The sequence below is a fragment of the Variovorax sp. LjRoot290 genome (assembly GCF_964253985.1).
In the GTDB taxonomy this organism is placed as follows: Bacteria; Pseudomonadota; Gammaproteobacteria; order Burkholderiales; family Burkholderiaceae_C; genus Variovorax.
The window spans coordinates 789,446-811,846 of record NZ_CAXURW020000002.1 but is presented as its reverse complement, the minus strand read 5'-3'; the positions used below and the strand labels follow the sequence as shown (position 1 = coordinate 811,846).

The window sequence follows — 22,401 nt, the reverse complement described above, 5'->3', positions numbered from 1 at the left end:
GTTCGATTCCGGCGCCTTGCTCGTTGCACGCTGTCCGCCCCTCGGGGTGCAGCGTTGTGGCTCGGCGAACCCCCGGTGCGCAACCCACGGTAGTCCCGGAGACGGCCACCTCAACGGCTCAAGCCATTCTGCCTAGTTCGCAGCGTCAGCCGGCCGCCCGGCCTCAGCAGGCGTGTGGCTTCGCGGAAGACCGCGCCCTTGTCGGGCGCGATGTTGGACGAACCACGTCTGCGGCCCGCCAGTTCCACTCGCTGGCCTTTTGAGCGGCGACTGCCGTCGCGCCTGATTCAGCGCAAGGCGATCGCATCGGCCACCTCCGAGCGGCGGCGCCCCGGCTTGCGAAAGTGGTCGACCCAAACGGAGGTGTCAACCAGTATCAAGCTGCGGTCTCGTCGCGCCTACGCGGTGCCGCCTTCAAGTTGGGCTGCGTTCCGCCCAGCCGCGCAAGACGCCTGGCACTCTCACGTTCGATGAGGGCCTTCAACCCTTCGCGCACCATCGCCGTACGGTCCAGGGCACCGGTCAGCTTGGCGGCTTTCGCACTTTGCAGCAGTTCCGTCATGACGACGCTCTGTGCGTCGGCTCAGCGGAGTTCACGGGGGTGTCAGACGAAACGGCCTACAGCGCGGAAGGCGCCGAGGAAAGAAGCCAAATGCAGGATACGTGCATTTCTTCACAGTTGCTCCCCTTACCTGGAGGGCTCGCGCTTTAAGATGAAGTGACAAACAGTTTGTTACCATGAGACACAAAAAGATTCATCTGCTGGCTTTGGGCCTGGCCGCCTTCGTAGTGGGATTTTCGCCGGCGGCACAGGCACAGGCACAGGCACAGGCACAGACCCAGCCGCTCGTGATCGGGCAAACCTACGTGCAGACCGGCCCCCTGGCGTCTTTGTCGACCGAGCCCCTGGTCGGCATCCGTGCCATGTTCACGACGCTGAATGCGAATGGCGGCATCAACGGCCGGCCGGTCGAGCTGCGCCAGCTCGACGACGCCTACGACCCCGCCAAGGGCTCCCAGAACGTCAAGACCTTGGTCAAAGATGGCGCCGTCGGCATCCTCATGCCCATTGGCACATCGTCGACGGTCGGCGCCCTGAAGGCGGCCAACGAACTTAGGGTTCCCGTCATCGGCCCTTACACCGGCGCGGGCCCGGTCGCGAAGTTCTCCGAATACGGTTTCCCGGTGCGCATCAGCTTCGACGAGGAATACAGCCGCATCGTGAACCACCTGTTCACGATCGGCATCTCAAGCATCGCCTTCGCGCACAACGACAACCCGGGCGCCCGCTCGGCGCGGGACAGTACGGAAAAGTTCATTGCCGAGCGTGGCGAGAAAATGGCCGGCAGCGTGGCAATCAAGAACGATGGCTCCGACGCCGCCGAGCGCGCGGTGGAGTTGGCCAAGCTCAAGCCCAAGGCGGTGGTGCTGGCGGCGACCAACGAAGTGGCGGCGAAGTTCATCACGGCCTACCGCGCGGCTGGCGGCCAGACGGCCTTCTATTCGTTCTCGTTCCTGAACGGGCAGAAGCTGTATCAGGACATCCAGAAGGACGTGGCCGGCGTGGTCATCTCCCAGGTCGTGCCTTCCCCATGGAACAGCGCGATGCCGGTGATTGCCGAGTACCAGGCGGCCATGAAGAAGATCGGCGCGATCGAGTTCAGCTATGCCAGCCTCGAGGGCTATGTAGCGGCCAAGGTCATGGTCGAGGGGCTGAAGCGGGCCGGACCGAAACCAACGGCGGAGTCGCTGCAAAAGGGCCTCGAGTCGTTCAAGACGCTCGACATCGGCGGCATTGCGGTGTCGTACCGGCCGGGCGAGCACCGCGGCCTGACATTCTCCGAACTGTCGATGCTCAAGGCTGACGGGCGTTACCTTCGCTGAGCCTTTTCGGTTGGAGAGCTGACGCTCATTCAGCCTCCGGCCGGCCGCAGCACGCTGCCTGCAGCCAGCGAGCCCAACGCTGCGGCCATTCGCTCTTGCTCCCGCAGACGAACATGCAGGCTGTCGGCGATTCTGGGCGCGGGAACGAAAATGTTGATGTCCTTGCTGAGACGATGCTCGTATCGGAACATTTGGACTAATGCTTTTGAATGTTTTCAATGAGCGCCAACCCCATGGGAACAGTGCTTTCCATGGACCTCGAGGAAGGCTCTTCATCATCACCCCGGCAGCCCTTTGCGGTGCACCGCCAGCGACTTCGCGAGCTTCGCCACGTTGCGCCAGACTTGTCGCGGCAGTACGTGTTCATGAGAAGCCGCTTCTTCGTGAGCGTCTTGCCGTCCCACCTTGACGGCAGCGCGGGTCAATCTTCGGGACCGTTGATCTCGTCGATGACCACGCCATCTTCGTAGAACTTGGCGATGGCCTTGTCCAGCCGCTTGAGCAGCGCGTTGAGAGTCTCACCTTTGCGCCTCACGAGCATGGCCAGCGCGTTGTGGCCATCGGCGGCAGTGGCGGCGCACTCGATCGATCCGATCGCACCGACCGTGATCTCGCCGCCATCGTTGATCAGTTCCTCGAGGTTCTTCATGTGGACGTCGGCTCGCTGAGTGCGCGGACGCGCCAGCGGTGCGGCAGCAACTCCTCGATCCGGCTGTTCAGGTGGGTCGGCAGCCTCGCGAGGACGTCGCGCAAGTATTGCCAAGGGTCGTGCCCGTGGAGCTTGGCCGACTGAACCAGGCTCATCACCACGGCCGCGCGCTGGCCGGCGAGTGCGCTTCCGGCAAACAGCCAGTTTTTGCGGCCCATCTGCCAAGGCTTGATCTGCCGCTCCAGGAAGTTGTTGTCCAGCGGGACGTTGCCGTCGTCGAGATGACGGGTGAGCTGTGCCCAGTGGTTGAGGCTGTAGTCGGGTCTATGGGGAGAGGACCTTGCGTGCCAAGCATGCGCAGCATGGTGCCAGAGCGTTCTGCCTCGCACCATTGGCGCAAGCGCTGTCAACCGGCGCGAGCGCGCCGCCGAGCCAGTCACATACGGGTTATGACGTTCATCTCGGGCAATCGTTGCCATGGCAGGCCCAGCACCAGGGCGTCGAACTGCGCCCTTGTGAGTTCCAGCGACACTGGCGCAGCCGCGGTCGCCGACAGCCATACGAAGCGCCCGGCGTTCAATCGCCGCGCAGCGCACCACACGCCGAAGCCGTCGTGCACGATGAGCTTGATGCGCGTGGCGCGCGCGTTGGCGAAGAGGTAGCCGTGATGGGCATGCGCGGCACCAAGTGTCGAGACGACCGCGGCCAGCAGCCGCTCGGCGCCCGCGCGCATGTCCAACGGCTGCGCGCACAGCCATACCTTGTCGATGCGGATCACTTCAGCGCCGCCGCAGCCACCTCGCCCAGCCAGGCCGCGCAGTGCGCCGCCTGCGAGCCGGGCCATTGCACCGTCAAGCGAGTCTCGCCGCATTGCAGTTCTATGTGGATGTCGGCCTCGACGGGCGCGCGGTCGGCGTCAGAGCGATCAACCGCATGAGCGACCTCTGCGCCGGCTGAGGCCAGCTCCACCGGCACGAAGTGCAGCGCTGGCGGCGATGTCGAAGTGGCGGGTGTCGTCGGCTCGACATGCGGTCGCGGCGTGACCGTGCGTGGCGCCGACAAGCCCGTGCGCTTCAGCCCCTTGCCGACGAGCCACTTGCGAACCAGGTTGACGTTGAGCCCGTGCGCGAGCGACACCGCCGCGACCGAGGCACCGGGCTGCTGGCACTCGGCCATGACCGTCGCCTTGAACTCCGGGTCATGCCGGCGCCGAAGCTTCCGTGAATTGGGATTCATAAGGTGCCCACCAAATCAATAGGTGGGCACCATCCTCACGGCCCCGTCACCGAGCAGCAAGATGGGATCGCCAGACGCTCACGCTTCTTCGACTGCCATCACGATGATCGGCAATGGCGCTTCATCCAACAGGTGAGTCAGGTGTGCCATGAAGGGTTCGGCAACATCGCCGCTCGCCAGTGCGTGCCTAGGGAAACGCTGATCAATAGGTCGCGGCGGGCACGGCCCGTGCATGCGTGAAGACAGAGCAACTCACAGCACCACCGAGATGAACCAACGCAGTTTTGCCAGCGCCGAGTACGCGATGAAGAAGAAGCGCACGCGCCGCGAGAAGTTTCTGGCCGACATGGAGCGCGTCGTGCCGTGGTCTCGTTTGATCGCCGTGATCGAGCCGCTGTACCCCACGAGCGGGCGCGTCGGTCGCCAGCCGATCGGTGTTCCCCGGATGCTGCGCATGTACTGCCTCCAGCAGTGGTACGGGCTGGCCGACGAAGCGCTGGAAGATGCGCTGTACGACAGCCAGGCGCTGCGCGACTTCGTGGGCATTGACTTGTCGCGCGAGTCGGTGCCCGACGCCACCACGCTGCTGAAGTTCAGGCGACTGCTGCTGGACAACGACCTCACCAAGGCCCTGTTCGAGGAGATCAACGCTCATCTTGCCGAACAGGGCCTTCTGATGCGCGCGGGCACCATCGTGGACGCGACCATCATCGCCGCGCCCAGCTCGACTAAGAACGAGGGCAATACGCGCGATCCCGAGATGCACCAGACGAAGAAGGGAAAGGCCTGGCACTTCGGCATGAAAGCGCACATCGGTGTGGATGCCCAATCGGGCCTCGTGCACACGGTGGTCGCCACGGCGGCCAACGTCAACGACGTGACACAAGCCGGTGCGCTGCTGCACGGCCAGGAGTCGGTGGCCTTCGGCGATGCCGGCTACCGAGGCGTGCACAAGCGCGAAGAAGCGCAAGGCCCGCAGTGGCACGTGGCGATGCAGCCGGGCAAGCGCCGGCAGCTGGACCTGACGCGCAAGTGGGCGCGCCTGCTGGACAAGGCCGAGCAGCTGAAGGCGAGCGTGCGGGCCAAGGTCGAGCATCCGTTCCATGTGATCAAGAACCTGTTTCGTCACAAGAAGACCCGCTACAAGGGCCTCGCGAAGAACGAGGCGCAGCTGTTCAGCCTGTTCGGGCTGGCCAATCTGGTCATCGCCAAGAGGTCGCTGTTGGCCGCTCATGCCCGAGGTGCGTCTTGAACGCCGAAAGTGGCCTCGCAAGAGGCGCGAAACGCACCGCGGGTCGACCCTCACGGCGTGAAATCGACCGCATCGCTTCGTGATGCCCACAGATCCGACGGCGTCGTTCATTGATCAGCATCTCCCTAGAGTTTCAGGCGCCAGTTCGCTGGAATAGCTGACGCTGGCCGTTTCGGCCGCCATCCAAAGGCCGCGCTTCTTCTCACTCGCAGCTGTTGTCGGCCCGGATACGTCCAGCCCAATACCGAAAGCACTTGGGCGACTCGCTGGAAGCCCAGGTCGCTCAACGTCCCATTCTCCAGCCCGACAAGCGTCTGGCGCGACAGACCACTCAGTTGGTTTCCGAGCAACAAAGGTGTGGGCAAGACATGACTTTCGGCAACTGTCGAGAGCGTGGTGCGATGCCTGTATGTGACCTTCGTTCAGTGCTGCAAGTTGGCGCCGAGTCTGGACTACCAGTGCACCTTCATGCCCACCGAGCCTTGCACCGAGGACTTCACCCGGGCCTCGCCGCCGATGGCGAAGACGCGCCCCACCTCGCCGTAGAGGCTGCTGGCCGGTGTCACGGCCAGCGTGAAGCCGCCCGCCACTTCGCCCGAGCTGTAGCCGACGCCGCTGGCGATGCGCGTCGTGGCCGCCGGGCCGATGAACTCGGCCACGTCCGCGCCGCCGCTCGCGCGGTACAGGTTCGCGCGCGCATAGGGCTGCAGCCGCCCGGCGCCGGTGGCGATGTCGCCCTGGATGCGCACGCCCAGGTGGCCGATCCAGCCGCCGTCGGCGTCCTGCCGCACGTTCGCGCCGCTGATCAGCACATCGTCGAAGCGGCTGCGCTGGTAGATCAGCTGCGCCTGCGGTTCGATGCGCCAGTTGCGGCCAAGGGGAAGGACTTGCCGGCTTCGATCGAGGCCGTGAGGCTCTCGGCCTTGCCCGAGGCGTTCGGGTTGCCGTCGGGGCGCACGGTGGTGCGGTGGCGACCGGCCTGCAGCACGGCATCGGCGTACAGGCCGCTCGCGTCCATCCAGGTGGCGTAGCCGCCGAGGTAGCCGGCCCGCTTCCGTCACGAACCCCGCCCTGAGCGAGTGCGCGGAAAACTTTCCCTCCACCCCCGCCGTCAGGCGCGCCGGATCCAGCTGTTGAGGTCAGTTACTGGAAGCGCCCCCTGAATTTGGCCACTCCCTCGCCCGTGTCGATGGTCCCCGCGGCCCTTGTTCAGGCTGCAAAGACTTCTTGCAGCGTCGCCAATGTCGCCGCCAGTGTCTTCGCTGATACCGCGCCAAGTTTTTTGGCCAAGCGAGCTTTGTCGACCGTGCGCACCTGATCCAGCAGGATCAAACCCTTGGTGCCGCCGTGCGTCAGCGCTACCCGAAACGGCGCTGCGAACCCCTTGGAGGTCATCGGCGCCACAATCACGGTGCGCAGATGGTCGTTCAGCTCAGCCGGGGACACTACCACGCAAGGGCGGGATTTCTTGATCTCGCTACCGACCGTGGGGTCCAGGTTCACAAGCCAGATCTCCCCACGCCTCACCAAGCCAACTCCGCATCGGCTTCGTTGCTGAATTCACCCATGACCAACTCGTCGCCGCCGTTGGCGGCCAGCGCCATAGCGGCCTCGGCCCAGCCGGCTCGCGCCGGACGCGCCGCTTTGCGCAAGACGATGGCCCCCTTCTCGACGGTCATCTCAGCAGCTTCCTCATCGCCCAGTCCCGCCTGCGCCAGAAGTGGCTTGGGAAGGACAACGCCCTTGCTGTTTCCGAATGGTCGAATGGTGACTTGCAATGGCTTACTCCAGTGACAACAATGTTATTCCGTGCATCGCTACCCGTCAAGCGGGTTGTTATTATTTTGTGGTAACGCCTTGTCCTGTGCCTCCGCTGTCCTCGGTGGTCATGCGCGTCTTGCGCAGAGGCTCGATCGCGAAGCTCTGGCGCACTGTCGCGCATCGGCAAGACCCGCGCGAGCGGACATCTGCGGCTCTTGCTGGCGCAGACGCAGCCGAAGATCACCACTTGTGCTGTGCGGCAGCGGCAGCGACGGGATTCCCAGAGTCTGAGGCTTGTCGGCCTGCGACGCCCTGAGCGACCGCGGCGGCACGTGAACTCCGTCGATCGGCACGGCCATGGCTTGCGGCGTCGATGAAGCCGAGCGCGGATACCAGGAACGCCTCACTCCTCATCGAGCATCCGGCTGGTCCTGCTGTTGAGTGAGCTTTCAGAGCGGAAATAGCCCATCACGGTCGCGACGCTGTGATGCCCGGTCATGGCCATCGTCTCGGCAGCGACATGTTCTGTGGGCCGGCTTCCGTCACGAACCCGGCCCTCAGCGAGTGCGCGCTAAAACTTCCCGCCACCCCGCCACCCGGCCACCCGGCCATGGCATATCGCTCCTTCACGATGTCGCGCAGGGCCGCTGGCGCGAGTAGCTCCCCTAGATGCGCCCCCTTGCGAATGCGGCGGAGGAGGGCGCCTTCCTTGATGCCGCTCTCGGCGAGACGTAGCTCAGCATTCCCCGTCGTGACGACGGCATGTTCACGCAGCGACCTCGCGAGTGCGGGGTGAGATCGTCGGGCGCGCCGGTGCTCGGCGCAAGACCTGCTCCCACAGGGCGACGGCGAGAAGGGTGTGCTTGCACTGGGAGCCACATGGCAATCACTGCGTCGACGGTTAGCGAGCAATGTCATCGCGCGCGTCTCACCGCAGTTCATCGGCTACCGCCGCTCGCGGCGAAGGCCTCGGCGAGCTGGCGGCCGTCGGCGTAGTCCGGCCCGCGCTCGTCGACCAGCGTGACAACGCGTCGGTGACGGAGGGGTAGATCTGGCCGCCCGCGCTGCGCCGCTCGTCGAGCACTATGACACTGGCGGCGCATTTCGAGACGAAGGCAGTCCTGGGCTTCGAACCCGTGGCCGCCAGTCGTACCTAGTCGAAACTACGGCGGATCGCGCGAGCTCAGTGCAGTGCTGGCCGATGCATGACGCCAAAACGCATGGCAAGGGCGCCAAGGCTTTTGTCGAGCGTCCAGAGTTTGGCGGGCCGCATGAGCATCGTGGATGCGAGCAATGAGAGATCCACCAGACCACAACCGAGCCCATAGAGACGTTCTCGTTCGATCAAATCCCTGACCTCGGTGAGAGTCGCCTGCTGAACTTTCTCCATAAGGTCCAGATCGCCCAACGTTCGCAGTCGCGGTTCCGGCGGGGTCCCGCATGCTAGCTCTGCAACGATCATCGGATGCGTCAGAACCAGATCTGCCTGCAATAGCGCGATCAGAGCGTTGTTCCGGTGGCGAAAGTGACTCACCCACACGGAGGTGTCGACAAGAACGGGCCCCATCAGGAGTGCGTTGCTGGGCGGCGAGGGCGCCGGCGAGGAACACTTCGCATGTCAGGTGCAGCCGAACCCAGCGCGGCGAGGCGCTTAGCAGCCCGGACGCGAACAAAGGTTTCTATGGCCTCGCGAAACAGCTCGGCTTTATCCATCCCGGGATCTGCCACATCCAGGGCTTTTGCGTACAGCGCATCGTCGATTGTCACAGTCGTTCGCATGTCAGCCGCCTGAAATGATGCAATTGTGCATCAATCTGGATGCGAGTGGGTAGGCTACCGGAGCTTCTCGGCTACAGAATGCGGTAGAACGTCTTCACGGTTCATCCAGCATCCGGCTGACCTTGCTGCCGAGCGCGCTTTCGGCGCGGAAGTAGCCCATCACGGTCGCGACGCTGTGATGACCGGTCATGGCCATCGTCTCGGGCAGCGACATGTTCTGCCGGCCGGCTTCCGTCACGAACCCGGCCCTGAGCGAGTGCGCAGAGAACTTCCCTTCAACCCCCGCCATCGCACATCGCTCCTTGACGATGTCGCGCACCGCCGCCGGCGCGAGTGGCTCGCCTAGATGCCCCCCTTGCGAATGCGGCGAAAGAGGGGGCCTTGCTGGATGCCTCTTTCCGTTAGCACGGCGAGCCACTCCTGCATGGCCTGCGCTGCACTGCCCCCCAGGGGCTTGACATCCTCCGGGCGCTCGGCGCCGGCCTGGTTGGTCTTGGAGTGCGCGAGCGTGTGGAGATAGGAGCGGGCGCCATCCCCGCCAACGCGCTGAAGGTTCTCGAGCGTGGCCGAGGCGACCTCGGAGCGCCGTCGCCCGCCGGTGGCCCATGCGAACAGGAGGAGGGCGCGATCGCGTCTTCCGTGCAGGGTGTCGTCGCAGGTTGCCAGCACCGCTTGCAGCGGATCCTTGGTGAGCGCGCGCTGCTTGCGCGGGCGCGCGCCGCGCTTGGCGTAGGCGCGGCGCGTCTGGGCCAGGAGCTCGCGCACGAGCGGGTCGGCGCAAGGATTCGCCGCCTTGGCCAGCTGGTGCGCCTTGGACAGCACCGCGATGCGGTGCACGAGCGTGTTGAGCGCGGGCGCGCCGAGCCGCGCCTTGTAGCCGTTGGCCACCAGCGCCTGGTCGATGTCCGGCGGCAGCTCGCTCACCAGGCCGGCCTTGGAAGCCGCATCCGCCTTGCGCGCGGCGTGATCGACGATGAACTGGATGGCGACCGGCACCCGCAACTGGCATTCGCAGCGCCTGGCCATACGTAGAAAAAAGCAAATGTGGATCTTCCGCACTTGATGTGACGACGGATAAGCGGGACCGGTTACTCAACCCTTTGGTTGCGGAGCCAGCTCGAAGTCTTCCGACTCGCTCCTTCGGCGAGCGCCCATGCCTTGAACCAACTGGTCGAGCATCTGCACGCCGGACTTCCATTGCTCGACAATGCCGTCGCAGACCGCCTGATGGGCCGGATAGGCTCGGCCGTAGACGGTCAGCTCAGCTGCCGCCTCTTCCAGGCCGCTGGCGATCCGGATGGCGATATCGCGAAGGCCGGGCGTGGTCATGCCACCTCGTTCCTGGGCGAACCGCACGAAGGTCTTGTCGGCCACATCGAGCTTCTTGCCGGCGATCGAGATCGAGGGGATGTCGTTCCTGTACTGCGGATAGACCTTCGTCGTCACCATATCAAACATCGGCGCCAAGCGGACATCCGCGATGCTGGAATACAGGAGTCCGAAGTTCTTCAGGTGCGCGTCGGTGTTTCGCGCCGCCATCGAGAATAGCTGCGCGGCGATCATTCCCTCCTTCGCCTTCAAGCGCTCGGGTCCAACCGTGAAGGCGTCAATGGCCTTGAAGACCCGCTCCATCGTGCCGCTGTACTTTCTCTCTGGCGGAAGTGCGAGCAGTGCACAAAAGTCCTCGAACCCGAGTGAGTTGCCGCTGGTGTCATAGTCGAAGCGCTTGACGCCGAACACAGTGCCCTCCTCGGAGAGCGTGAACTCCGGTGTATGGAGGCCGGCGAGTGAAGCCGCGCGCATCGTGAAGTACTCGTTGACGGCGAGCGAAGGAAGTGAGTTGTCTCCGACCTTCAGGATCCACTGGGTATCGTGAATCGTTGCGCGCTCCTGCACCAGCACCTTCGGAAGCGCACCGGAGACACCAAAGCCAATGAACTCGTCCAATAGCTCCGCAAAGAGGACCCCTGCCTGGCTGTCGGCCATCATCGCCCTGACGTCTACTCGAAGTGGCTTGTTCCAGTCGCGTGCGAAGCCCGAAGGGACGATCTGCTGGCGGCCGATCGTGTTGGCGCCCGTAAGCGCCAGCAGTACGAAATCATCGGTGGCCAGGACTTTTCCGAAACGCTGCGTGATCGTTCGACGCAAGAACCCCTCTGGTAGGTTCTGCTGGAACACCGGAATCAGCGTGGACGCCGCCGCATAGCTCTGCAACCTGACGGGCATCAGCAACGAGACGAAGTCGGCTTCGCCGGTCTCGGGAAGGTAGGCGAACACGCTACCTTGGGCCCCTTCGCGCTCCAGGGTGCCTGCTCTGTGGGGTGCCACATGGACGTCAAGCCGTTTCGCGTTCGCTTCGATCTTCGAGAGGAGGTCGTTCATGGCCGCGGGCCCCTTCCTTCGCTCTGGAAGTCCCTATCGGCCTCTTTCATGGCTTCATCAAGGGTCATGCCGAACCCGGCGGACCGCACGAGGACCTGCATGCCAACATACTCAGCGACCCGGAGCAGGCGACGAACTCCGATGTCATCGAGGTCACCACGTTCCAGGCGAGAGATCGTGGCGATGCTCATCCCCAGGTCATCCGCCACTTTCTGCAGGGTGAGGCCCCGTTGCTTTCGAGCGGCGCGGAGCGCTTGGCCAATCTCCGTCAGGTTCATTTTTATCCGTTGTAATAAATGATCTGTGAGTTTACGCGATTTTTATCACTTACGATAAAAAGTGGCTCCGCCGTGCAGAACCTCATCGAGAACGAAGTTCATGGCGCAGGGTTTGGGCAACAGGTATCGCCTCACACCGGCCGGGTGCCTGCCGACTCTCGAACAAAGCGGCCACACGCTGCTCAGTTACCTGCTCAAGCAGTAATTCTCAGCCACGGACCTGATCGAGGCCATCAGGCAGATCGCGCGTTCGAGGAGATAGCTGTAAGACGTCACGAGTCTCAGCGGAGAGGCTCCGCACGGGGCACGTGGGAGGTGGGGCGTTCCAATCGCCCGGGAACATGAGATCGGCACGGTCGACCTCGGAAGGGTAGCGGACAATACATCTTGTCTGGTGTATCGCAAACGCGATACAATCTTGGCATGAAGACCGCAACGATCCCATCCGTACGCGTGGAACCTGAGTTTCGCGATGAAGTCGAACGCGTGCTCGGTAAGGACGAGTCGTTGTCGCAGTTTGTCGAAGCGGCTGTGCGCGCTTCGGTGCGTCAGCGAAAGGATCAAGCCGAGTTCGTAGCGCGCGGAGTGAGTTCGCTCACAAGTGCAAGAAGGAGTGGCGAATACTTCGACGCAGGCGAAGTGATGCGTCGCCTTCGGGCGAAGCTGGATTCTGCAAGATCTCGGCAAGATTCGCGTGCTCGGTGACCTACGGCGTTCGATTTACGCGGGAGGCGCTAGACGACCTCGAGCGCCTGTACGACTTTGTGCTCGAGCGGGAGCTCAGCCGGGGCGGGGACCTGGCGCTCGCCGAACGAGCACTGGAGGCAATTGAGAATGGCATCGCTACACTGAGCTTTTCGCCCTTCACTTGCCGCAAAGCAGGAGCGGATCCGTTCATTCGTGAGCTCGTAATTCCGTTTGGGGAAAGCGGCTACGTTGCGCTGTTCGAAATCGAGTCCAGCGATTCGATCGCGATCGCTGCGGTCAGGCATCAGCGCGAGGACGACTACAACTGAATCCAAGACACATAGCTCAGGGAGTTGCTGGGACCGCTTGTCTGCGGCTGCGCGACCGATCCAACGGCAGCAGCGCTGGTAGAAGCGAAGGAGTTGCCGTTAGAGCAGCTGCCACGATCAGCGCGCTGCCGGGAGAGAGGATGTCTTACGAGTTGCCGGCGACCGATGGGGCGGCTGTCGACAGCGGCCGCCAGATGGTCGCTGCTGTAGACCCAAACTTGGACGCTGCGCAAGTGATGAATCTGTGCGGCGCGATCCTTCTAGCAATCAACGCTGAGTCGCTCAGCCGGTCGAGCCGGAGGGCCAAGTCGAAGCCTTCTGCGACGATGTCGACTATCCGATCGTCGTAAGCGTGGCCTCAAGGCCCTCTGGCGAGGTCGCGCGAGCGTGAGCCTGGCTATCGATAGCTCGCGAGCTCGTGCTTGGCGATCGCGTTGCGGTGCACTTCGTCTGGACCGTCGGCCATGCGCAGATGGCGGGCGTAGGCCCAGAAGTTCACCAGCAGCGTGTCCTGGCTCAGACCCATGGCGCCGAAGGCCTGCATCGCGTCGTCAATCACCTGGATGCAGTTGTTGGGCGCGATCACCTTGATCATCGCGATCTCCTGGGCTGCCACCTTGTTGCCCACCGTGTCCATGCGCCAGGCCGCATGCAGCACCATCCAACGGGTCTGGTCGATCAGCATCCGACTCTTCGCGATGCGTTCGCGCCACACGCCCTGTTCGGCCAGGGGCTTGCCGAAGGCCACGCGCGACACCACGCGCTCGCACATCATCTGCAGCGCCGACTCGGCCATGCCGATCATGCGCATGCAGTGGTGTATGCGCCCCGGGCCGAGGCGGCCCTGCGCGATCTCGAATCCGCGGCCCTCACCCAGCAGGATGTTGCCCATCGGCACGCACACGTTCTCGAACAGCACCTCCGGGTGGCCGAAGGGCGCGTCATAGTGATTGACCAGGGCCATGTCGCGCAGCACCGTGATGCCGGGCGTGTCGGCGGGCACGATGATCATCGACTGCTGGCGATGGCGATCGGCGTTGTCAGGGTTGGTCTTGCCCATCAGGATGAACAGCTTGCAGCGCTCGTTCATGGCGCCCGTGATGTACCACTTGCGCCCGTTGATGACGTATTCATCGCCCTCGCGCCGGATGCTGCAGGCGATGTTGGTGGCGTCGGAAGATGCCACTGCGGGTTCGGTCATCGCGAAGGCAGAGCGGATCTGGCCATCAAGCAGCGGCTGCAGCCAGCGAGCCTTCTGCTCGGCCGAGCCGTAGCGCTCGATCACCTCGGTGTTGCCCGTATCCGGCGCGCCGCAGTTGAACGCCTCAGCGCTCCAGTAGCGCCGGCCCATGATCTCGCATAGCGGCGCGTATTCCAAATTCGTCAGCCCGGCGCCGTGCGCGGTTTCGGGCAGGAACAGGTTCCACAGGCCGGCTGCCCGGGCCTTTGCCTTGAGTTCTTCCAGCAGCGGCAGCCCGGTGTAGAAGCCTCTGCTCTTCTGTGCGTTCAGGTAGGACTGATGCGCTTCCTCGGCATGGCGCTGCTCGTTCGGGTAGATGTGCGCGTCCATGAAGGCGAGCAGGCGGGTGCGCAGATCCTGGACCTTGGGCGTGTAGGCGAACTCCATGCGGATGTCTTTCGGGTTAGGGGTGGTGGGTCAGGAGAGAAGGCCGAGGGTGATAGCCATCAGCGCCGGTTGAGGCTTGCGTTCCCGTGCCTTCGTCAATGGCGTCGATGCGCGATTGCGTCAGCTCACACCACGACGAGGTGCCGATCGATTGGCCGACGTATTGTTGTAAGTCGTCTCGGTTCAGCACGGGCGTGGTGTGCAGTCGAATGGAAGAGCGCTCCATGTTGCCCGGCCCGGGCCCGCCAGGCTGTCTCCTGCATGACGCGCGCGCGTCCTAGTCAAGAAGAATTGCCCTTTGCATAGCGGATGCCATAAAGGCGAACTATGCTTCAGCTCGTAGCCGGGGAGAACGCTTTCAGCCTCGAGCATGGATGCCGAACTCTTGGTCTCGGGCAGCGCATGTTCTGTCGGCCGGCCCCTTGCATGGCACACACCGCGCTCGGGGAACACACGGCCAAACCCTTCGCAGGACCGCAGGTCGTGGTTCGGCCAATCAAGGAGGCGTTCGCTTCGCGACTCGGAATCATCTTTCCGGAGGCGGGGGCGCGCTTGTCACTCGCAAACGCCTTTGCGAACGACCTCCGGGAAGAGATCCGGCTTTCCGAGCGATCCTGATGTATCGGTGCTTCTCTCTCACCGACCCGAATATTTAACGTAAGCGAGGCCTCAAGGCCCTCTGGCGAGATCACGCGGGCGTGAGCAGGATCGCCTGATCGTGCTCACACTTGGATGTGTGCATTTAACCGGTACGTGCACACATGGACAAGCGAGTCACTTCGGGCAAGGACACCCGGCGCAGGCATAGCGAAGAGCTCAAGCAGGAATTGGTCGAGCGCAGCCTGGAACCTGGCGCATCGGTCGCCGCCATCGCGCAGGAGCATGGCATCAACGCGAACCTCCTGTTCAACTGGCGCCGGCTGCGCCTGCGCGCCGAAGCTCCAGCGGTTGAAGGTGCAGCGCCTCCAACGCTATTGCCGGTGACGGTGCAGATGGACCCCGCGGCCAAGACCAACAAGCCCATCACGCCGCGCCCATCAAGCGGCGTGATCGAGATCGACGTTGGTGCCACACGCGTGCGACTGCGAGGTGCAGTCGATGAAGCTAGCGTGCGCTGCGTGCTGCGCCTGCTGGGTGCCATTGCGTGATCGGCCTTCCTTCGAACACGCGCGTGTGGATCGTGGCCGGCCACACCGACATGAGGAAGGGCTTCGACGGCTTGGCCGCCATGGTGCAGACGGCACTCGCGGCGAATCCGTTCTGCGGCCACGTCTTCGTCTTCCGCGGCAAGCGCGGCGACATCCTGAAGGTGCTGTGGTTCGACGGCCAGGGCCTGATGCTGCTGGCCAAGCGGCTCGAGCGAGGCCGATTCGTCTGGCCCCAGGCCACGTCCGGTAGCGTCTCGCTCACGCCGGCGCAACTCTCGATGCTGCTCGAAGGCATCGACTGGCGCATGCCGGTGCGTACGCATGAGCCATTGCTGGCAGCGTGATCAACTGCACCACCACTGTATGAAGAATCCTCCGGTGTAGCACTGATGTTCGTCGTCCCGCGGGCCAGGCACAGTAGAGGACGTGACGCCGCCGATCAACGACTCCACCACACCCCACACCGTTGAAGGTTTGCTGCGAGTGGTCGAGGAGCGAGATGCCGAAGTGGTGCTTCTCAAGCTGATGGTCGACAAGCTCAAGCTGCAGTTGCTGCGCAGCCTTCGGGCGCGGTTCGGATCGTCCAGCGAGCAGCTCGATGACCCTCAAATCGCTCTTCTGGAAGGCGAACCACTGTATGAACGTCCGGCGCCGATAGCTGTGGCTGCGCCCGATGCTGCGAACGCACCGCAGATCGATCGCAAACTCCCCGCCCACCTGCCGCGCGAGAGCCAGGTGTACCGGCCAGAAACGAGCACCGATCACCATGACGCAAACGGCCAGGCTTGCGGCTGTACCGCCTGTGGTGGTCGTCTTCGCCTGATCGGGCATGACGTCTCCGAGCAACTGGAGTACGTGCCCTCGCGCTTCAAGGTGATCCGCCATGTGCGCCCGAAGCTCGCCTGCGTGGCGTGCGAAGCAATCTTCCAGGCGCCCGCCCCGAGCCGACCGATCGCCCGCGGCGTGGCCGGCCCTGGGCTGCTCGCCAATGTGCTGGTGTCCAAGTTCTGCGATCACATCCCACTTCACCGCCTGAGCCGCATCTACGGGCGCGACGGCGTCGTCATCGACCGCTCGACCATGGCGGGCTGGGTGGGCCAGAGCGAGAAGCTGTTTGACCCGCTGCTGGCCGCGCTCGGACGCTACGTGCTGGCCGGCGAGAAGGTGCATGCCGATGACACGCCGGTGGCCGTGCTCGATCCGGGCCGCGGCCGCACCAAGACCGGCAGGCTGTGGGTCTACGTGCGCGACGACCGGCCGGCCGGAAACACCGAACCTCCTGCGGCCTGGTATCGCTACTCGCCGAACCGCAAGGGCGAGCATCCGCAGGCACACCTGGCGAACTACAGCGGCATCCTGCAGGCGGATGCCTACTCTGGGTACGGCAAGGTCTACGCGAGCGGGCACGTCGTCGAAGCATCTTGTTGGGCGCACGCGCGTCGACCGTTCTGGGATCTGCACGAGAGCCAGGGCTTCGTGCCCGGCTCGATTGCCGAGCAGGCGCTGCAGCGCATTGCGGCGCTGTACGCGATCGAAGCCCAGATCCGGGGTCAGCCGCCCGATGTGAGACGCCAGGTGCGGCAAGCCCGCGCCGGACCGTTGCTGGAAGACTTGCGTGCCTGGCTCACCAGCATGCTTAGCAAGGTGTCGACGAAGTCGGAACTGGCCAAGGCGATCGGCTACTCGCTGACACGCTGGAAATCGCTCACCCGTTACCGTGACGATGGCCGCATCGAGATCGACAACAACGCTGCCGAGCGCGCATTGCGTGGTGTGGCAATCACGGGGTCATTCTGCCCATGTCGGGCAAGAAGTCGAGGTCTTCTACCGCTGGCATCCGCTGTACGGGCGCCGAGTGCGACGGCAATACAGCGAGCAACGGGCCAACGGTGAAGTAGTTCACGTCGAGGCCTCGCCGGGGATCGTCATCGTTGTCGCAGCGTGGATGCTCAACGCGGCGTCCTGCGCCGCGATGGAATTGGGGCCACCAAGAGCGTCGCTGGAGGCACTGGGCGAGTTGCATCTGCTGTTGTGTCAGCGCGGAGTTCGACGAAGCTGCGGTGTTTACACCACCACCAGCGAGAAGCCACATGACTCTGTCACCGCACACGAAGTCGACGATCTCAAGTGCGTCGCGCCCTGCGACGCCGCGCCAGATGAACATGGCGTTCGAGTCAGCAGTAACCCAGGACCTGACCGCGAACGAGCGGGCCAGCGTGGTCGCGCAGTTGGCCACCCTGCTTCTGCAAGCCGCCGGCCGGCCCACGGAGGATGACGATGACGAACTCTGAACTGTTGCCTGCCACCGTGCTGCGGCGCAAGGCCGTCGTCTACGTACGCCAGTCCACCCAGACGCAGGTCCAGACGAACCTGGAGAGTCAACGCCGGCAATACGATCTCGTGCAGGAGGCGCGCCGTCGCGGCTTCGCGCAGATCGAAGTCATCGATGACGACCTCGGACGCTCCGCCAGCGGTATGGTTGCTCGCCCGGGGTTCGACCGTCTCGTCGCTTGGCTGTGTGCCGGCGAAGTCGGCGCCGTGTTGTGCTTCGACGCGTCACGGCTGGCCCGCAACGGCCGCGACTGGCATCACCTGCTTGAACTGTGCGGCCTGGTGGAGGCGCGGGTCATCGACCTGGATGGCGTGTACGACCCGTGTCGGCCCAACGATCGCCTGCTGCTGGGGATGAAGGGCAGCATCAGCGAGTTCGAACTCGGCGTCCTGCGGGCGCGCATGTTCGAGGCAGCTCGCGCCAAGGCCCATCGCGGTGAACTGCGCATCAGCGTTCCGGTGGGGTACATCTGGCATCGTGAAGTCGGTCTGGGCTTCGATCCCGATGCCCGTCTGCAGGAGGCGGTCCACTTGATCTTCGAGCGCTTTCGCAAGCTGGGCAGCGCCAGGCAGGTGCTGCTCTCGCTGGCCGCCGACGGCGTTCATTTCCCACGACCATCGGATGGCAAGAAGATGGTGAGCTTCGACTGGACGCCGATCCGCTACCGCAACGTGATCTCGGTGCTCAAGAATCCCTTCTATGCCGGCGTCTACGTCTATGGCAAGAGCGAGAAGCGGACGACCCTCGTCGAGGGGCGTCTGCGCAAGAGCTATGGCCATGGCAAGCCGGCGGATACGTGGGATGTGGTGATCAAGGATCACCACGAGGCCTACATTGGCTGGGCAGAGTTCGAGCGCAATCAGAAGCTGTTGGCGATCAACGCATACGGTAGAGTGGACGGCGTGAAGTCGGGTCGCGGTGGTCGGGCGTTGCTGTCCGGGATGCTGTGTTGTGGACGATGCGGTCGACGCCTCACGGTGAACTATGTGGGCGGCGGTATTCGTCAGGCGGTGTACCGGTGCGATCGCCCCAATAACTATCTGGGGCAGCCACGATGCTTCACCTTTGGAGGCCGGCGGCCCGATGAGGCGATCACACGCGAATTGCTGCGCGCCGTCGAGCCACTGGCGATCGAAGCGGCAATGCAGGCCCAACGGAGGCACATGGAAGTTCAGGCCGAACAGCGGCGCATCGTGGAATTGGATCTGCAGCAGGCGCGATATGAAGCGTCTCTCGCTGAGCGGCGCTACGCGGCGTGCGATCCCGACCATCGCTTGATCGCCTCTCAGCTCGAGAAGGGCTGGGAAGCTGCATTGGAGCGCGTGCGCCGCTGCGAACAGCGCGTTGCAGCCTTCGATCAGGAGCAGGATGCCGCGCCGGCCCCAAACCTGGACGGTCTTGCCGAGGATCTCCAGGCGGCATGGAATGCCCCGGGAGTGACGATGCGGTCGCGCCAGAAATTGCTGCGCACGCTCGTCAAGGACATCATTGCCGACGTCGACGACGCAACGCGCGAAGTGGTGCTCACGGTTCACTGGCGCGGCGGGCAGCACTCTCAAATCCGCGTGATCAAGCCGCGCACCGGCGAGCATGGCTGCCGCACACCTGAAGACGCCTTGGCCGTCATACGCAGCATGGCTGGCAAGTGGTCCGATGAGCACATCGCCGCATCGCTCAACCGCATGGGCCTGCCTACCGGACAGGGCAAGACTTGGACTGCGCACCGAGTCTCCTCAACGCGCAGGGTGCACGATATTCGGGCCTATCGTTCGGCACACAAGGACAGCGATTGGTTGACCATGTCGGAGGCGGCAGCCACGCTCGGCGTCAACAACCATCGCATTCGACGCCTGATCAAGGATGGGCTGCTACCAGCCGAGCAGGTCGTGCCCCGCGCGCCGTACCAGATTCGGGCCAGCGACCTGCTCGATCCTAAGGTGACCGATGCCGTGGGGCGAACAGATCGCCCGTGTCACGCCGACGGCGAGAAGCAGATTTCAATGTTTTCAAGCACTTAACGAAGAGGGGCACTATGAGCAGGTCATTGCCCTTGGAAGATCCAACTATCTCTTCATGGGTTCGGACGCCGGAGGCGAGCGCGCCGCGGCGATCTACAGTCTGGTGGAGACGGCCAAGCTGAACGGGCTCGATCCGCAGGCGTACCTGCGCGATGTGCTCGCACGCATTGCCGACCATCCGATCAACCGCATCGACGAGTTGCTGCCGTGGAACATCGGCGGCCACCACGTTGGGCAACGACTGGCAGCCTGACCCACACTCGACCAGGCTGCGCAACGAAGGAAGACGCAGTGAACCTGCAAGGCACCGACCCGAAGCTGATCGATGCGCTCAACCGCGCGAGTAGCCTGGAGCTGTTCCAGCTGAGCACCATCATCGAACGCCTGCTGGCCGATCCGCGACGGATCATCGCCGTGCGCACGAACATGAACCTGGGGCAAACCGTGCGCTTCCTCGACTGGCGCGACGGCCAGATGCGCAACGGCAAGGTCGTGGCGATGAAGGACACGCAGGTCACGTTGCACGAGGAAGGCACGCGGCGCGAGTGGAAGCTGCCTTATGCGGCCGTCGAGCCTCCGCTTGCGACCGCGCAGCCGGCGGCGGCAGCAGCACCGTCGCCACCACCACCGCTCAAAGCTTCACGCAATGACTTCCGCGGTGGCGAGAAGGTCTCGTTCGACGACAAGTACCTCCAACCCCAAGTGGGCACCGTGGTTCGCATCAACCAGCGAACGGCCACCGTCGACACCGGCAACGGCCAATCGTGGCGCGTGCCGTTCCACATGCTGCGCCACGTGCTCGACATCTGAGCGCCAGGTCCCCTACACGGCTGCCGCCGTCAAGAGGGTCTTGAGCCCGCGCTTACTATTTAACTGCGCGCGGCGCATCTGTTCGCGTCGAAGCGACGCAAGCAGACAACACACGGCGGACTCAAATGGAGATGTCCCGCTCTTTCTTCAGTTGCCAAGTAGCTGATGACCCACGCACAATCGCAGACACCTGCTGCCCCAAACGCTGTTCCACGACAGGCCTCCACGGCCACCAAGCTAAGCCTATTCCGTCATCCAGCATTGCGAAGCGGCCACTGGCGAGCTGAACTGAGCTGCGGTAGATGCCGTTTGCGCGGTTGTTGTCCTTCACCGGGCGGTAGGTGTGCGCGGTCTGGTCCTGGAGGCCTGGAGGGCTTTACCGGCTGCTTCCTGATCCCTCTCGTGCAGGCTTGCCAGCAGATGGCGTGCGAGGACCATGCGTCGGGGTAACCGCATCTTTTGCGAAATTGACACGGTGGCGGGAGATCTTCCCTTTGAATTCAATACGTTACGCGGAGCGCCCGGCGACGTCCGGACGCGGTCCGTAAGTACTTGTCGCATTTGGAGTTTTCTTGGGGCGACCGTATCAATTTTTATCAAAGATACGATTATCCCGGGATGGAGCGGGCACCCTAATTTCACGCTTGACGTCGGGCCGCAGGCGCTCAGAATGCTGCATTGCAACATGACCGCTTCGACCTTGTCTGGCAGCCTTCTTTTCGCCCTCGAGGATCTCGCGGCGGAGGTGTTGCATGCGCGCCGCGACCTCGATCTGGCGCAGCTTGCGACGCTGTGCTATTGCGAAATGCGTCCATGGGCTCGTTGTGCGGACGAGCGGCGCCTGGCAGAGCTGTCGTGGGCCTTGTGCATACAGCGCCCGCCGCTGGACAAGGCTGCGTTTCTGGGCCAGATCGACTTGTTGATCGAGGAACTCGAACACACCTGCGAACGCGCGGGCCTCCCGGATGCCGCGGATTCGCTGCGCCACGCGCGAATGCGATGAGAAAGGGACAACCGCGGAGCAAAGCTGCCGCCGGCGTGCCCGGGGCGCCGTGAAGGTACGGGAGCGCCTCGGCGCACCGGAGTCGAGAAGCGATGCCGGCGATGGCCAGCGCCCCCGCACCGCTTGCGTGCAGCGGGAAGTGCGATTTGCGTCGAGCATGGCCAGAAGGTGTGCAGGACCTCGTCGCCGTGCGGCGCGGTCGCGAGGGCAATCTTGGAGGCGCCGGCGCACAACAAGGGGTTCATGAGCGGCCGCCCGCCCGGTGGCGAGCGGGATCGCCGAGCACACCGGATCTGGCCCGACGAGATCGTTGCTCCCCGCCCGCCTCAGGCGATCAGCCGCGCGAGCATGGCTCGCAGGTCAGGATGCCGTGGCGGACGGAGGCCGAACTCCGTTTGCAGCGGGCCGGTGATTTCATAGACCTCGGTGAGCTGCCGTCGTTCGCTGCCGCCGCCCGTGTGGTGATCGGCGGGGCTCACGTGCCTATGCCTATGCCATGCCTATGTCGTTCTCTATCGGCATGTTGCCGATGTCGACACGGTCTTCGTTCTTGCACGGCGAAGCCAGCGCGAAGAAGGGGTCAAGCGGAAGAGCTGAGATTGTCGCGCCATGTATTGCACCTACCAGGTAGTGCGGACCTCGCGCGTGTTTCAACATCGGTTTGCCTTCGCCGACCAATCGGCTGACTTTGCTGCCCAGCGCGCTTTCGGCCCGGAAGTAACCCATCACCGTGGCGGACTGGACCGATGCCCCCGCACCGGGAGAGGAGCGCTTGCGCCAACTGGGATTGGGCAGGCTCGCTGCATCGTCGAAGCCAATTGAATTGTGGATCACTCCGCACCCGGCGTCCTCATGGCGAAGACGGCCGATCGCGCAAGCGCTCAGTGCAGTGCTGGCCGATGCATGACGCCAAAACGCATGGCAAGGGCGCCAAGGCTTTTGTCGAGCGTCCAGAGTTTGGCGGGCCGCATGAGCATCGTGGATGCGAGCAATGAGAGATCCACCAGACCACAACCGAGCCCATAGAGACGTTCTCGTTCGATCAAATCCCTGACCTCGGTGAGAGTCGCCTGCTGAACTTTCTCCATAAGGTCCAGATCGCCCAACGTTCGCAGTCGCGGTTCCGGCGGGGTCCCGCATGCTAGCTCTGCAACGATCATCGGATGCGTCAGAACCAGATCTGCCTGCAATTGTTGTGGATCTAAGATCCTACGAATGGCGCTCAA

The 22,401-nt window shown here is 63.8% G+C and carries 25 protein-coding genes and 6 pseudogenes; 12 read left to right on the top strand and 19 right to left on the bottom strand.

What is annotated here, in order from left to right; translation table 11 throughout:
• Nucleotides 1-376 precede the first annotated feature (376 nt).
• On the bottom strand, nucleotides 377-562 hold the full coding sequence (locus ACSQ9A_RS32895; RefSeq protein WP_436307000.1) for a type II toxin-antitoxin system VapB family antitoxin: 186 nt from the start codon (nucleotides 560-562) through the stop codon (nucleotides 377-379).
• A gap of 176 nt (nucleotides 563-738) precedes the next feature.
• Here ACSQ9A_RS32895 and ACSQ9A_RS32890 point away from each other — a divergent pair, with 176 nt between their 5' ends.
• Nucleotides 739-1,884, top strand: coding sequence for an ABC transporter substrate-binding protein (locus ACSQ9A_RS32890; RefSeq protein ID WP_436306999.1), 1,146 nt, complete (start codon nucleotides 739-741; stop codon nucleotides 1,882-1,884).
• Between the two features lie 421 nt (nucleotides 1,885-2,305).
• Here ACSQ9A_RS32890 and ACSQ9A_RS32885 read toward each other — a convergent pair whose 3' ends face one another.
• The 4 genes from ACSQ9A_RS32885 to tnpA (ACSQ9A_RS32870) are packed head-to-tail and all read right to left on the bottom strand — an operon-like array spanning nucleotide 2,306 to nucleotide 3,769.
• Nucleotides 2,306-2,533, bottom strand: coding sequence for a hypothetical protein (locus ACSQ9A_RS32885; RefSeq protein ID WP_436306998.1), 228 nt, complete (start codon nucleotides 2,531-2,533; stop codon nucleotides 2,306-2,308).
• Nucleotides 2,530-3,012: an IS66 family transposase gene (locus ACSQ9A_RS32880; protein ID WP_436306997.1), complete on the bottom strand. Its 483-nt coding sequence runs from the start codon at nucleotides 3,010-3,012 to the stop codon at nucleotides 2,530-2,532. The genes ACSQ9A_RS32885 and ACSQ9A_RS32880 overlap by 4 nt, the downstream gene beginning before the upstream one ends.
• Complete coding sequence (tnpB, locus tag ACSQ9A_RS32875; RefSeq protein ID WP_436306996.1) at nucleotides 2,970-3,311, bottom strand: IS66 family insertion sequence element accessory protein TnpB; 342 nt, start codon at nucleotides 3,309-3,311, stop codon at nucleotides 2,970-2,972. The genes ACSQ9A_RS32880 and tnpB (ACSQ9A_RS32875) overlap by 43 nt, the downstream gene beginning before the upstream one ends.
• Nucleotides 3,308-3,769 (bottom strand): IS66-like element accessory protein TnpA, encoded by a 462-nt coding sequence (tnpA, locus tag ACSQ9A_RS32870; protein ID WP_436306995.1) that lies wholly within the window; start codon nucleotides 3,767-3,769, stop codon nucleotides 3,308-3,310. Before tnpA (ACSQ9A_RS32870) ends, tnpB (ACSQ9A_RS32875) begins: the two co-directional genes overlap by 4 nt.
• A gap of 268 nt (nucleotides 3,770-4,037) precedes the next feature.
• Between tnpA (ACSQ9A_RS32870) and ACSQ9A_RS32865 the strand changes: the two genes are divergently transcribed.
• Nucleotides 4,038-5,021 (top strand): IS5 family transposase, encoded by a 984-nt coding sequence (locus ACSQ9A_RS32865; protein ID WP_436306994.1) that lies wholly within the window; start codon nucleotides 4,038-4,040, stop codon nucleotides 5,019-5,021.
• Nucleotides 5,022-5,473: 452 nt separating this feature from the next.
• On the opposite strand, the pseudogene ACSQ9A_RS32860 reads toward ACSQ9A_RS32865, so the two are convergent.
• The 9 genes and pseudogenes from ACSQ9A_RS32860 to ACSQ9A_RS32820 form a co-directional block, all read right to left on the bottom strand.
• A pseudogene (locus ACSQ9A_RS32860) lies at nucleotides 5,474-6,039 on the bottom strand (autotransporter domain-containing protein).
• 191 nt (nucleotides 6,040-6,230) lie between these two features.
• On the bottom strand, nucleotides 6,231-6,551 hold the full coding sequence (locus ACSQ9A_RS32855) for a type II toxin-antitoxin system PemK/MazF family toxin (protein ID WP_093110425.1): 321 nt from the start codon (nucleotides 6,549-6,551) through the stop codon (nucleotides 6,231-6,233).
• Complete coding sequence (locus ACSQ9A_RS32850; protein WP_093110424.1) at nucleotides 6,545-6,799, bottom strand: AbrB/MazE/SpoVT family DNA-binding domain-containing protein; 255 nt, start codon at nucleotides 6,797-6,799, stop codon at nucleotides 6,545-6,547. Before ACSQ9A_RS32850 ends, ACSQ9A_RS32855 begins: the two co-directional genes overlap by 7 nt.
• A gap of 386 nt (nucleotides 6,800-7,185) precedes the next feature.
• Nucleotides 7,186-7,532, bottom strand: a pseudogene (locus ACSQ9A_RS32845) (integrase); the annotation flags it as partial.
• Nucleotides 7,533-7,965: 433 nt separating this feature from the next.
• Nucleotides 7,966-8,349 (bottom strand): type II toxin-antitoxin system VapC family toxin, encoded by a 384-nt coding sequence (locus ACSQ9A_RS32840; protein WP_436306993.1) that lies wholly within the window; start codon nucleotides 8,347-8,349, stop codon nucleotides 7,966-7,968.
• Nucleotides 8,349-8,561: a type II toxin-antitoxin system VapB family antitoxin gene (locus ACSQ9A_RS32835; protein ID WP_436306992.1), complete on the bottom strand. Its 213-nt coding sequence runs from the start codon at nucleotides 8,559-8,561 to the stop codon at nucleotides 8,349-8,351. The genes ACSQ9A_RS32840 and ACSQ9A_RS32835 overlap by 1 nt, the downstream gene beginning before the upstream one ends.
• 94 nt (nucleotides 8,562-8,655) lie before the next feature.
• Nucleotides 8,656-9,587 (bottom strand): annotated as a pseudogene (locus ACSQ9A_RS32830) (site-specific integrase).
• Between the two features lie 66 nt (nucleotides 9,588-9,653).
• The gene (locus tag ACSQ9A_RS32825; RefSeq protein ID WP_436306991.1) at nucleotides 9,654-10,943 is read right to left on the bottom strand and encodes a type II toxin-antitoxin system HipA family toxin; all 1,290 of its coding nucleotides are present in this window, start codon (nucleotides 10,941-10,943) and stop codon (nucleotides 9,654-9,656) included.
• On the bottom strand, nucleotides 10,940-11,221 hold the full coding sequence (locus ACSQ9A_RS32820) for a helix-turn-helix domain-containing protein (protein WP_436306990.1): 282 nt from the start codon (nucleotides 11,219-11,221) through the stop codon (nucleotides 10,940-10,942). The genes ACSQ9A_RS32825 and ACSQ9A_RS32820 overlap by 4 nt, the downstream gene beginning before the upstream one ends.
• A gap of 423 nt (nucleotides 11,222-11,644) precedes the next feature.
• Between ACSQ9A_RS32820 and ACSQ9A_RS32815 the strand changes: the two genes are divergently transcribed.
• Both ACSQ9A_RS32815 and ACSQ9A_RS32810 read left to right on the top strand, forming a co-directional pair.
• The gene (locus ACSQ9A_RS32815) at nucleotides 11,645-11,926 is read left to right on the top strand and encodes a YlcI/YnfO family protein (protein WP_436306989.1); all 282 of its coding nucleotides are present in this window, start codon (nucleotides 11,645-11,647) and stop codon (nucleotides 11,924-11,926) included.
• Nucleotides 11,923-12,237, top strand: coding sequence for a type II toxin-antitoxin system RelE/ParE family toxin (locus ACSQ9A_RS32810; RefSeq protein ID WP_436306988.1), 315 nt, complete (start codon nucleotides 11,923-11,925; stop codon nucleotides 12,235-12,237). The genes ACSQ9A_RS32815 and ACSQ9A_RS32810 overlap by 4 nt, the downstream gene beginning before the upstream one ends.
• A 397-nt stretch (nucleotides 12,238-12,634) precedes the next feature.
• On the opposite strand, the gene ACSQ9A_RS32805 is transcribed toward ACSQ9A_RS32810, so the two are convergent.
• The gene (locus ACSQ9A_RS32805; RefSeq protein WP_436306987.1) at nucleotides 12,635-13,864 is read right to left on the bottom strand and encodes an acyl-CoA dehydrogenase family protein; all 1,230 of its coding nucleotides are present in this window, start codon (nucleotides 13,862-13,864) and stop codon (nucleotides 12,635-12,637) included.
• 761 nt (nucleotides 13,865-14,625) lie between these two features.
• Between ACSQ9A_RS32805 and tnpA (ACSQ9A_RS32800) the strand changes: the two genes are divergently transcribed.
• From tnpA (ACSQ9A_RS32800) to ACSQ9A_RS32770, 7 genes and pseudogenes are all read left to right on the top strand, one after another.
• Complete coding sequence (gene tnpA / locus ACSQ9A_RS32800) at nucleotides 14,626-15,012, top strand: IS66-like element accessory protein TnpA (protein WP_436306986.1); 387 nt, start codon at nucleotides 14,626-14,628, stop codon at nucleotides 15,010-15,012.
• Nucleotides 15,009-15,356 carry an IS66 family insertion sequence element accessory protein TnpB gene (gene tnpB, locus ACSQ9A_RS32795; RefSeq protein ID WP_012745822.1) on the top strand — a complete coding sequence of 116 codons (348 nt, stop codon included), beginning with the start codon at nucleotides 15,009-15,011 and terminating at the stop codon, nucleotides 15,354-15,356. Before tnpA (ACSQ9A_RS32800) ends, tnpB (ACSQ9A_RS32795) begins: the two co-directional genes overlap by 4 nt.
• A gap of 82 nt (nucleotides 15,357-15,438) precedes the next feature.
• A pseudogene (gene tnpC, locus ACSQ9A_RS32790) lies at nucleotides 15,439-16,794 on the top strand (IS66 family transposase); the annotation flags it as partial.
• Nucleotides 16,795-17,102: 308 nt separating this feature from the next.
• Complete coding sequence (locus ACSQ9A_RS32785; RefSeq protein ID WP_436306985.1) at nucleotides 17,103-17,303, top strand: hypothetical protein; 201 nt, start codon at nucleotides 17,103-17,105, stop codon at nucleotides 17,301-17,303.
• A complete protein-coding gene (locus ACSQ9A_RS32780; protein ID WP_436306984.1) occupies nucleotides 17,290-19,362 on the top strand; it encodes a recombinase family protein in 2,073 nt (690 codons plus the stop codon). The genes ACSQ9A_RS32785 and ACSQ9A_RS32780 overlap by 14 nt, the downstream gene beginning before the upstream one ends.
• Nucleotides 19,363-19,387: 25 nt before the next feature.
• Nucleotides 19,388-19,615 (top strand): annotated as a pseudogene (locus tag ACSQ9A_RS32775) (transposase domain-containing protein); the annotation flags it as partial.
• A 38-nt stretch (nucleotides 19,616-19,653) separates the two neighbouring features.
• Nucleotides 19,654-20,172 (top strand): hypothetical protein, encoded by a 519-nt coding sequence (locus tag ACSQ9A_RS32770; protein WP_436306983.1) that lies wholly within the window; start codon nucleotides 19,654-19,656, stop codon nucleotides 20,170-20,172.
• Nucleotides 20,173-20,293: 121 nt separating this feature from the next.
• Here ACSQ9A_RS32770 and ACSQ9A_RS32765 read toward each other — a convergent pair.
• Nucleotides 20,294-20,524 (bottom strand): annotated as a pseudogene (locus tag ACSQ9A_RS32765) (DUF3363 domain-containing protein); the annotation flags it as partial.
• A 333-nt stretch (nucleotides 20,525-20,857) separates the two neighbouring features.
• On the opposite strand from ACSQ9A_RS32765, the gene ACSQ9A_RS32760 reads away from it, so the two are divergent.
• On the top strand, nucleotides 20,858-21,175 hold the full coding sequence (locus ACSQ9A_RS32760; protein ID WP_436306982.1) for a hypothetical protein: 318 nt from the start codon (nucleotides 20,858-20,860) through the stop codon (nucleotides 21,173-21,175).
• Between the two features lie 326 nt (nucleotides 21,176-21,501).
• On the opposite strand, the gene ACSQ9A_RS32755 is transcribed toward ACSQ9A_RS32760, so the two are convergent.
• The 3 genes from ACSQ9A_RS32755 to ACSQ9A_RS32745 are packed head-to-tail and all read right to left on the bottom strand — an operon-like array spanning nucleotide 21,502 to nucleotide 22,401.
• Nucleotides 21,502-21,654, bottom strand: a complete 153-nt coding sequence (locus ACSQ9A_RS32755; protein ID WP_436306981.1) for a hypothetical protein — start codon at nucleotides 21,652-21,654, stop codon at nucleotides 21,502-21,504.
• A 10-nt stretch (nucleotides 21,655-21,664) separates the two neighbouring features.
• Complete coding sequence (locus ACSQ9A_RS32750) at nucleotides 21,665-22,009, bottom strand: hypothetical protein (protein ID WP_436306980.1); 345 nt, start codon at nucleotides 22,007-22,009, stop codon at nucleotides 21,665-21,667.
• A gap of 47 nt (nucleotides 22,010-22,056) precedes the next feature.
• Nucleotides 22,057-22,401 carry a VapC toxin family PIN domain ribonuclease gene (locus tag ACSQ9A_RS32745; protein WP_436306979.1) on the bottom strand — a complete coding sequence of 115 codons (345 nt, stop codon included), beginning with the start codon at nucleotides 22,399-22,401 and terminating at the stop codon, nucleotides 22,057-22,059.

What these genes read in the sequence shown, in the direction of transcription:
- ACSQ9A_RS32895 (WP_436307000.1), bottom strand. Translation starts at nt 562, where the DNA reads ATGACGGAACTGCTGCAAAGTGCGAAAGCCGCCAAGCTGACCGGTGCC.
- ACSQ9A_RS32890 (WP_436306999.1), top strand. Translation starts at nt 739, where the DNA reads ATGAGACACAAAAAGATTCATCTGCTGGCTTTGGGCCTGGCCGCCTTC.
- ACSQ9A_RS32885 (WP_436306998.1), bottom strand. Translation starts at nt 2,533, where the DNA reads ATGAAGAACCTCGAGGAACTGATCAACGATGGCGGCGAGATCACGGTC.
- ACSQ9A_RS32880 (WP_436306997.1), bottom strand. Translation starts at nt 3,012, where the DNA reads ATGGCAACGATTGCCCGAGATGAACGTCATAACCCGTATGTGACTGGC.
- tnpA (WP_436306995.1), bottom strand. Translation starts at nt 3,769, where the DNA reads ATGAATCCCAATTCACGGAAGCTTCGGCGCCGGCATGACCCGGAGTTC.
- ACSQ9A_RS32865 (WP_436306994.1), top strand. Translation starts at nt 4,038, where the DNA reads ATGAACCAACGCAGTTTTGCCAGCGCCGAGTACGCGATGAAGAAGAAG.
- ACSQ9A_RS32840 (WP_436306993.1), bottom strand. Translation starts at nt 8,349, where the DNA reads ATGGGGCCCGTTCTTGTCGACACCTCCGTGTGGGTGAGTCACTTTCGC.
- ACSQ9A_RS32835 (WP_436306992.1), bottom strand. Translation starts at nt 8,561, where the DNA reads ATGCGAACGACTGTGACAATCGACGATGCGCTGTACGCAAAAGCCCTG.
- ACSQ9A_RS32825 (WP_436306991.1), bottom strand. Translation starts at nt 10,943, where the DNA reads ATGAACGACCTCCTCTCGAAGATCGAAGCGAACGCGAAACGGCTTGAC.
- ACSQ9A_RS32820 (WP_436306990.1), bottom strand. Translation starts at nt 11,221, where the DNA reads ATGAACCTGACGGAGATTGGCCAAGCGCTCCGCGCCGCTCGAAAGCAA.
- ACSQ9A_RS32815 (WP_436306989.1), top strand. Translation starts at nt 11,645, where the DNA reads ATGAAGACCGCAACGATCCCATCCGTACGCGTGGAACCTGAGTTTCGC.
- ACSQ9A_RS32805 (WP_436306987.1), bottom strand. Translation starts at nt 13,864, where the DNA reads ATGGAGTTCGCCTACACGCCCAAGGTCCAGGATCTGCGCACCCGCCTG.
- tnpA (WP_436306986.1), top strand. Translation starts at nt 14,626, where the DNA reads ATGGACAAGCGAGTCACTTCGGGCAAGGACACCCGGCGCAGGCATAGC.
- ACSQ9A_RS32785 (WP_436306985.1), top strand. Translation starts at nt 17,103, where the DNA reads ATGACTCTGTCACCGCACACGAAGTCGACGATCTCAAGTGCGTCGCGC.
- ACSQ9A_RS32780 (WP_436306984.1), top strand. Translation starts at nt 17,290, where the DNA reads ATGACGAACTCTGAACTGTTGCCTGCCACCGTGCTGCGGCGCAAGGCC.
- ACSQ9A_RS32760 (WP_436306982.1), top strand. Translation starts at nt 20,858, where the DNA reads ATGACCGCTTCGACCTTGTCTGGCAGCCTTCTTTTCGCCCTCGAGGAT.